Source organism: bacterium, assembly GCA_009926305.1.
GTDB lineage: Bacteria > Bdellovibrionota_C > UBA2361 > UBA2361 > RFPC01 > RFPC01.
Window position 1 is genome coordinate 1 of record RFPC01000180.1, and the last position, 2,009, is coordinate 2,009.

General features: G+C 44.9%; 6 protein-coding genes. 3 read left to right on the forward strand and 3 right to left on the reverse strand.

Going from position 1 to position 2,009, the window contains the following annotated elements; translation table 11 throughout:
- From EBR25_13485 to EBR25_13495, 3 genes are all read right to left on the reverse strand, one after another.
- The coding region (locus EBR25_13485) for a hypothetical protein (GenBank protein NBW41994.1) at positions 1–271 on the reverse strand (271 nt) is incomplete at its 3' end.
- A 24-nt stretch (positions 272–295) separates the two neighbouring features.
- The gene (locus EBR25_13490; protein ID NBW41995.1) at positions 296–538 is read right to left on the reverse strand and encodes a hypothetical protein; all 243 of its coding nucleotides are present in this window, start codon (positions 536–538) and stop codon (positions 296–298) included.
- An 85-nt stretch (positions 539–623) separates the two neighbouring features.
- A complete protein-coding gene (locus EBR25_13495) occupies positions 624–881 on the reverse strand; it encodes a hypothetical protein (protein NBW41996.1) in 258 nt (85 codons plus the stop codon).
- Here EBR25_13495 and EBR25_13500 point away from each other — a divergent pair.
- The 3 genes from EBR25_13500 to EBR25_13510 form a co-directional block, all read left to right on the forward strand.
- Positions 880–1,110 (forward strand): hypothetical protein, encoded by a 231-nt coding sequence (locus tag EBR25_13500; protein ID NBW41997.1) that lies wholly within the window; start codon positions 880–882, stop codon positions 1,108–1,110. The two genes, EBR25_13495 and EBR25_13500, sit on opposite strands and share 2 nt — an antisense overlap.
- Positions 1,103–1,651 carry a hypothetical protein gene (locus EBR25_13505; GenBank protein NBW41998.1) on the forward strand — a complete coding sequence of 183 codons (549 nt, stop codon included), beginning with the start codon at positions 1,103–1,105 and terminating at the stop codon, positions 1,649–1,651. The genes EBR25_13500 and EBR25_13505 overlap by 8 nt, the downstream gene beginning before the upstream one ends.
- A gap of 82 nt (positions 1,652–1,733) precedes the next feature.
- Positions 1,734–2,009: hypothetical protein (locus tag EBR25_13510; GenBank protein ID NBW41999.1), on the forward strand; the 276-nt coding region annotated here is incomplete at its 3' end.

Here is a 2,009-nt window from a genome sequence, read left to right on the forward strand (position 1 = left end):
CGTTTAGATGTGGGCACTTGCTGCCAACTGAATGACGCTTGAAAAATTCACGCAGCTCTTCTAGCTTGCCAAATTCGTATGCGGCTTGCTCTTCGCCCCATTTGCCAAAAGTTCTATCTAGCACAAAGAGTTCGTACCATTCCTGATCGTCGAGATAGCGGCGTTTTGCTGCCCAAAGCAAATCCTTGTGCCGCAGTTTATTTTTTCTGCGATCCTCTTTTTCTTTACGTGTCTTTTCCTGTGCCTCACGGCGAGAAAGAAAGGTTGCCATTTTTTCTGAAAGTGAAAGAGTTGATCAGATGAGAGAGAGTTGTTTGCTATTTGCTTCTTTGATAAGAACCTCAATCGCAGTTCGCGAAAGATGAATTTGCGGAAAAACCCAGTAATCATATTTTCTTCCGCCCCAGATCCTACATTTGTAGTGCGGCAGAAAAGAATTACAGGCGACTTCTTCGACGATCTCGAACTCGTCGCTGCCGTGCCACCGGGCGAAGACCACCTCCCCCGGCTTGAATCGCAGCCTGTCCGGCCTTGTCATGACAAGGTTTTTGCATAGAACCTCTTAAGTGTAAGGTAAGAGGTGTCAGGCGTCAATGCAAGTCAGCAAATCAACAGCAGTTTTGCTACGGCGCAGGAATAATTCTTTCTTTGCGATTATTCATTCTTGCAGTTTGAACATTTAATCTCCAGGCGAATGAATCTATTTCCATCATGCTTTCAAGGAGTTCCTTTCTATATTTTTTGTCAATTGCGAGATGATTGTCAAGCAGCAGATCTTCAAGCTCTCTTGCGGACTCCGCAGCTTCTTCGAGATTTTTCTTGAGCTTGCGCACAAATAAATGCACAAGCTGCTTCTCTTTGTCAGATGCGGGAAACTGCATGAGTCTTTTCTTTGCGCACGTGGATTTCTGTCGCTCCTGGGTGCATCTCCTCAAGTCTCTGAATTGCTTCGCTAGCGTTTTCTTGCTGGATTCGACCCGAGAAGATTTTCTCACTCGCGCCGACTGGCACGATTACGGCATAGAAGAAGCGAGACACGACATGAGCCCTCAAAAGCTTGTGGCGATTCTAACGTATCATCTTTCTCGCATCCAACAGATTTGTGGCTAGCGCTACAAGAAAAGCTTTCAAGCACCGCATTCAGCTTGCGCCGCAGGAGTTTCTGCCTAAGCAGAAAGCTGTCAGGAAGCACGCATCTTTTGAATGGAAGCGAAATGCTTTGTATGTTATGCGTCGCAGATATTATTTTCAAGTATTGAAGGCGAATGTCAAATTGAAGCAAAGGTGGTGGAACAATTATTGCATTACTCGTATTGGGGTGCCCGACACAGGAGAATTTCTGTGCCCCGAAACTTTCTATGTTGCGCAGATTTCACTTCCCGCAGATGCTGTTAAATTTCGCAGCTATTGGTATTGGTGTAGATTGCGTTCATTTCAGATACTTGAATGGTTGTGGGAGCTTGACGAAAAAGATTACTGCTGGACCCTGCATCAATACTTGAAAGGCTTTATAGTAACAAAGCGCCCAATTTTATCGGAAGTCGAAAGGTATGACACAAAGGCGAGTGAAGAAATTGCACTTCAAGTATTCGGAGACTGGGGCGCTGCTATTTACAGAGGCGCAAACGAAGAAACGATTCGCGCTTTGTAAAGAAGCTCTTACGAATAAAAAGCGTTATTCCCTGCGCATTAAGGATATTTATGAAAGCCAGGAGGATATTGAGTGCAATGCGATGAAAGAGTTTCAGATTGCTGGACTGTTTACTGATAGATATTTTCAGCTTCAACAGCGTGCATGGGGTGGGATTTATTTCGATTACAACAACTTTGCCGCAGCAGAGGGAGCGTTTTTTCCATTTGTGCGCACAAGATTTAATTCACATCAGGCGATTGATGAGGGCTGTATCTGGATTGGCAACAGAAGCGAGTACCCATTGATTTATGTTCAGAACTGTGTAGCAAAGTGGGTATGCCCTTATTCAAAGTGTGGATTTGTGCGCACTGAGCCC

Bases quoted from the DNA above. Each gene is read 5' to 3' on its own strand.
- EBR25_13490 (NBW41995.1), bottom strand. From the start codon at position 538: ATGACAAGGCCGGACAGGCTGCGATTCAAGCCGGGGGAGGTGGTCTTC.
- EBR25_13500 (NBW41997.1), top strand. From the start codon at position 880: ATGAGTCTTTTCTTTGCGCACGTGGATTTCTGTCGCTCCTGGGTGCAT.
- EBR25_13495 (NBW41996.1), bottom strand. From the start codon at position 881: ATGCAGTTTCCCGCATCTGACAAAGAGAAGCAGCTTGTGCATTTATTT.